At 58.7% G+C, this 5,703-nt stretch carries 4 protein-coding genes and 1 tRNA gene; 4 read left to right on the top strand and 1 reads right to left on the bottom strand.

What is annotated here, in order from left to right; translation table 11 throughout:
• Positions 1 to 154: 154 nt before the first annotated feature.
• Positions 155 to 694: a hypothetical protein gene (locus HMPREF2942_RS04295; protein ID WP_070593902.1), complete on the bottom strand. Its 540-nt coding sequence runs from the start codon at positions 692 to 694 to the stop codon at positions 155 to 157.
• A 461-nt stretch (positions 695 to 1,155) separates the two neighbouring features.
• Between HMPREF2942_RS04295 and HMPREF2942_RS04290 the strand changes: the two genes are divergently transcribed.
• The 4 genes from HMPREF2942_RS04290 (at position 1,156) to HMPREF2942_RS04275 (ending at position 5,039) form a co-directional block, all read left to right on the top strand.
• Entirely contained in the window at positions 1,156 to 2,958 is a 1,803-nt protein-coding gene (locus HMPREF2942_RS04290) for an acetolactate synthase large subunit (protein ID WP_070688475.1), read from the top strand.
• On the top strand, positions 2,958 to 3,458 hold the full coding sequence (gene ilvN / locus HMPREF2942_RS04285; protein ID WP_005505523.1) for an acetolactate synthase small subunit: 501 nt from the start codon (positions 2,958 to 2,960) through the stop codon (positions 3,456 to 3,458). Before HMPREF2942_RS04290 ends, ilvN begins: the two co-directional genes overlap by 1 nt.
• 265 nt (positions 3,459 to 3,723) lie before the next feature.
• Positions 3,724 to 4,752, top strand: coding sequence for a ketol-acid reductoisomerase (ilvC, locus tag HMPREF2942_RS04280; protein WP_049346292.1), 1,029 nt, complete (start codon positions 3,724 to 3,726; stop codon positions 4,750 to 4,752).
• A 214-nt stretch (positions 4,753 to 4,966) separates the two neighbouring features.
• Positions 4,967 to 5,039: transfer RNA gene (locus tag HMPREF2942_RS04275), tRNA-Lys, on the top strand.
• The last annotated feature ends 664 nt before the right edge of the window (positions 5,040 to 5,703 follow it).

The following is a 5,703-nucleotide window of genomic DNA, read 5'->3' as shown; positions in this document are numbered from 1 at the left end:
ACATCAGGGTGCCCGAAGCGCAGCGAGGGCGGGTGCCCCTGTAGGAGCGAGGAGGCGCACCGCCCCTCAAGCGTTCAACATGGTTGCGTGTAAGCACACGAAAGCCCGCCGCAACCCAAAAGTCGCAGCGGGCAATCATTTCAAAAAGTCTCTGTTACAGGACCGGCCAAATCCGCGTCACAAACTCACGGAAATCCTCCACGTCCTTACCCTGCTCCAACAGGCCAGTACCAAGGTGAGTCGCAACCTCAGCATTATCCTCAAACGACAAATAAAACGAGCTGCCATTCACCGACTCAAGCGTCACCGCATCATCACCCACACGATACGCATGCAGAGCATTCGTATTATCAATCGTCGTCGCCGTACCCGCAGGCGTCAATGCCGGCAAATTCACCGGAGCAATAATCACCTCATCAGGCGCATCCTGATAACCCACAATGAAATGCTGCTGATCAGGAGACTGATGCAACGCCAAATCAGGATTACGGTAAACCGCACGGCCCGTCGCATACACCAAATTGTATGCACCGTAATTAATAATCTGCTCGTCAAAAACCGGGTGCAGAACCCGAATGAGTTCCTCACCCGTCAAAAACTCGCTACTCTCAACAGAGTTACGGGGGTCGATAACCTCTGCGTACTTACTTGCTTCGGTCAGCTCATCAGCGACCGTGATAATCGGTTCGGTCATAGCATCAGTCTACCGGGGCAACCAACGAAGGTCACGAGTATTCGCACATATTACGCGCCATGACGTCCAAAAATGCGAGTTTTTCTCACCTGTTCAAATGAACACGTGGGAATGTGTAAACAAGTGCAATGTGTCCACATCATGAAAGAAAGTATCCGACCTGCGCCTTTATGAACAAAAACGGGTGTGTTGCCCGATAGAGATTTGACTCACCCCCTCTTGGGGCGCACCATAGAAGGGTGAAGACAGCAATGTTCCAGCGAATTCTAAACCTTGTCGACGTCGCCTAGGGCGAGTGGCAGGGTCTAATCACTGCGACTGAGCGCCCCTACCGCTACCACCAACAGCGAGGGGCATTTTTTATAGCTTGGTACCCCCGGGCATAGGATGCGTGAGGATCACACAAACCCCACGCAGAACATTGAGTACAACGAAGAACCATTAAGACACGAGGCATTTCCATGACTATGGGATTTTCCACTTCTGATGACGCGGCAAACGCTCCCGCAGAACGCATGACCGGTTCTCAGGCAATCGTCCGCACCCTCGAAGACCTGGGTGTGACTGACGTATTCGGCCTGCCTGGTGGAGCCATTCTGCCGACCTATGACCCCCTGTACGATTCCAAGAAGGTCCGCCACATCCTGGTCCGCCACGAGCAGGGTGCAGGCCACGCCGCTCAGGGCTACGCAGTGTCCAGCGGCAAGACCGGCGTGTGCATTGCAACCTCCGGCCCCGGCGCAACCAACCTGCTGACCGCAATCGCAGACGCAAACATGGACTCCATCCCCCTGGTTGCAATCACCGGCCAGGTGTCCACCAAGCTGCTGGGCTCTGACGCATTCCAGGAAGCTGACATCGTCGGCATGGCAATGCCCATCTCCAAGCACTCCTTCATGATCACCGACCCGCAGGACATCCCCCGCGCGCTCGCAGCAGCATTCCACATCGCATCCACCGGCCGCCCCGGCCCCGTGCTCGTGGACGTCACCAAGGACGCACAGGTCGGCATGATGGAATACCGCGGCATTCCTGAGGACCTGGAGCTGCGCGGCTACACCCCCGTCACCCGCGGCCACTCCAAGCAGATCCACGAAGCAGCTAAGTTCATCACCGAATCCAAGCGCCCCGTCTTCTACGTCGGTGGTGGCCTGGTCCGCGCAGGTGCTTCCGAAGAGTTCCACAAGCTGGCTAAGCTCATCGGCGCACCCGTCGTCACCACCCTGAACGCTATCGGTGCATTCCCCGACTCTGACCCCCAGAACCTCGGCATGCCCGGCATGCACGGCACCGTCCCCGCCGTCGCCGCAATGCAGAAGTCTGACTTGCTGATTACCCTCGGTGCACGCTTCGACGACCGCGTCACCGGTAAGCTCGACTCCTTCGCACCCGAGGCTAAGGTCATCCACATCGACGTTGACCCGGCAGAAATCTCGAAGATCCGCTTCGCAGACGTGCCGATCGTCGGCGACCTCAAGTACGTGCTGCCCGAACTGATCGAGCTGCTCTCCACCGAGTTCGCAGACCAGCTGCCGAACCTGACCGAGTGGTGGAACGAGCTGAACGTCATCCGCAAGGATTACCCGCTCGGCTACGAGAAGCCCAACGATGGCCTCGGCTCGCCCGAGTACGTCCTGGAGCGTATTAGCGCTCTCACCGGTCCCGACGCATACTACGTCACCGGCGTTGGCCAGCACCAGATGTGGGGCGCACACTACATCCAGCAGGAAAGCCCCCGCCACTTCGTCAGCTCCGCAGGCCTGGGCACCATGGGCTACGGCGTGCCCGCAGGTATGGGCGCAAAGGTCGCACACCCCGAATCCACCGTCTGGGTTATCGACGGCGACGGCTGCTTCCAGATGACCAATCAGGAACTGGTCACCTGCGCACAGAACAACATCCCCATCAAGGTTGCCATCATCAACAACTCCTCCCTCGGCATGGTGCGCCAGTGGCAGACTCTGTTCTACAACGAGCGCTACTCCAACACCGACCTGAAGGACGGCCACGGCACCGTACGCATCCCCGACTTCGTCAAGCTCGGCGACGCATACGGCTGCGCAACCTTCCGCTGCGAACGCGACGAAGACGTGGACGCAACCATCAAGGCTGCCCTCGAAATCAACGACCGCCCCGTGGTCATTGACTTCACCGTCAGCCCCCATGCCCTCGTCTGGCCCATGGTCCCGGCAGGCGTATCTAATGACAAGATTTGGATTGCGAAGAACACTTCGCCCGAGTTCGATCGTGAGGGAGAGAACTAATGTCTCAGCACACTCTGTCCGTTCTGGTAGAAGATAAGCCGGGCGTTCTCACCCGCGTCTCCGGTCTGTTCTCCCGCCGACTGTTCAACATCCTCTCCCTGGCTGTGGGCCCCACCGAAAACCCCGGTGTTTCCCGCATCACCGTCGTAACCGAAGGTGACGCTCACACCATCGAGCAGATTACTAAGCAGCTGAACAAGCTTGTTCACGTGCTGAAGGTCGTCGAGCTTCCCGCAGACTCCTCCACCCAGCGTGGTCACATCCTGATTAAGGTCAAGGCCGACGCAGTTGCTCGCCTGCAGATCGTTCAGGCAGCTGACCTGTTCCGCGCATCCGTGATTGACGTTTCCCCCGAGTCTGTTGTCATCGAGGCAACCGGTTCTGAGGAGAAGCTCAACGCACTGCTGGATGTTCTGGAGCCTTACGGTGTTCGCGAAATCGTTCGCGCCGGCACCATCGGCCTGGCACGTGGCCCCCGCGCTATGAGCGAGCGCATCTAGCACAAAATACCTGACGCTACATTCCCGTAGCAGTTCTCCCGCCCGCACAACCGAAACACACGTATTCGCAGTGCGGGCGGGGGAGCGCCAGATATGGTAAACCCCGGTACAGTAAACCCCTGTACCCCCGACCATGCAGGGCACAAATACTTCCAGCCAAAATCTGAGAAGTACTCTCGTAAACCTGCACCCCAAAAGCTATCAAGTAGAATAGTCAATGTTGAGCCCAGCCTGGGCCGCATACCAAACTTACTGAGGAGAAGAAATGGCAGCAACCATTTTCTACAACGACGACGCAGACCTCTCCCTGATCCAGGGTCGCACCGTAGCAGTTATCGGCTACGGCTCCCAGGGCCACGCACACGCACTGAACCTGCGTGACTCCGGCGTGAAGGTCATCGTCGGTCTGTCCGAGGGCTCCAAGTCCCGCGCCAAGGCTGAGGCAGAAGGCCTGCGCGTCGCAACCGTTGCAGAAGCAGCAGCAGAAGCAGACGTCATCATGATCCTGACCCCGGACCAGGTCCAGGCAAAGGTCTACGCAGAGAGCATCGAGCCGAACCTCAAGCCCGGCAACGCACTGTTCTTCGCACACGGCTTCAACATCCGCTTCGGCTACATCACCGCACCCGAGGGTGTCGACGTGGCAATGGTCGCCCCCAAGGGCCCCGGCCACACCGTCCGCCGCGAATACGAAGCAGGCCGCGGCGTTCCCGCCCTGGTTGCAGTCGAGAAGGACGCATCCGGCGAAGCACTCGCACTGGCACTGTCCTACGCAAAGGCACTGGGTGCAACCCGCGCAGGCGTCATTAAGACCACCTTCACCGAAGAGACCGAATCCGACCTGTTCGGTGAGCAGGCAGTCCTCTGCGGCTCCACCTCCCAGCTCGTCCAGTACGGCTTCGAGGTTCTGACCGAAGCTGGCTACCAGCCCGAGATTGCTTACTTCGAGGTCCTGCACGAGCTCAAGCTCATCGTTGACCTGATGATCGAGGGCGGCATCGCTAAGCAGCGTTGGTCCATCTCCGACACCGCAGAGTACGGCGACTACGTCTCCGGCCCCCGCGTGATCTCCCCCGAGGTCAAGGAAAACATGAAGGCTGTCCTGGCAGACATCCAGAACGGCAACTTCGCAAAGCGCTTCATGGAAGACCAGGCCGCAGGCGCACCCGAGTTCAAGGAACTGCGCGCAAAGGGCGAGGCACACCCCATCGAGGCAACCGGCCGCAAGCTGCGCGAGCTGTTCTCCTGGAACACCGCTAACGACGACTACACCGAAGGTTCCGTCGCTCGCTAAGCAGTAGCTCAGCAATAGCTTTCTAAGAATCCGGCGTTCTACTTCTCACCCCACACGGGGGAAGGGGTAGGGCGCCGGATTTCTGGCTAATGAGAGCCTGCTAAAACCCCAAAACAAGGGATGTGATGCAGTTCATGCTCACTTGAGTTGCGGGTGTCTATAAAATGCCGTATAGTATTTACTTGTTGCAGGGGAAAACCTGAAAAACAAATAAGCGCCTCTAGCTCAATTGGCAGAGCAATTGACTCTTAATCAATGGGTTCTGGGTTCGAGTCCCAGGGGGCGCACTTCAAAGAAAATCCCGCTGATTCTTAGGAATCGGCGGGACTTTTGCGTTCCCCGAATAATGCGGGTTTGTAGTGCGAGGTGCATATTATCCTCTTTGCTCCTGATGCGAGTGCTTGGAAGACGGTATTCGCCCTCGTTCCTACAGGGGTGGGGTGGGTGGGTACCTCGCGTCTCCCAAGACTACGGTGTGCGCTACATGTTTCCTCCGCGCCTACGCAGGGGCACCCGTCACCCGGACGCTCCGCTCCTCCTTGCTTCGCAGCGGAGAGCGTCCGTGTGACACCCTGAGGGCGCATCCGGAAAACGCGGCGCGCTACCGATGTGCCGCCCCGCTCCTCTTTACGTCCTGTGGTTCAGTGGTTCGCGAAATCTCGCCGGTCCGTTGGGTTAGGCGGTGGTTCAGTATGTGCGCCCCGTGCCTAGCGAACTGGAGTGGGGGGAGGCTGTCGCGGTTTAGTGTGTTACGTGATGGCTGGTGTTTTGCGTGTGGGGCGGGGAGGGTTGTCGCGGTTTAGTGTTTTGCCTGGTGGTTGGGTGTTTTGCGTGTGGGGCGGGGAGGGCTGTCGCCTTTTAGTGTGTTGCGTGGTGGTTAGCCTGGTGCGCGCAGAGGCGCCGGTGCCGTCCGTAGCGACATCAGGGTGCCCGAAGCGCAGCGAGGGCGGG

This window comes from Rothia sp. HMSC071C12 (assembly GCF_001813895.1).
GTDB classification, from domain to species: Bacteria; Actinomycetota; Actinomycetes; order Actinomycetales; family Micrococcaceae; genus Rothia; species Rothia mucilaginosa.
This window is presented reverse-complemented; position numbering and strand designations above follow the sequence as displayed.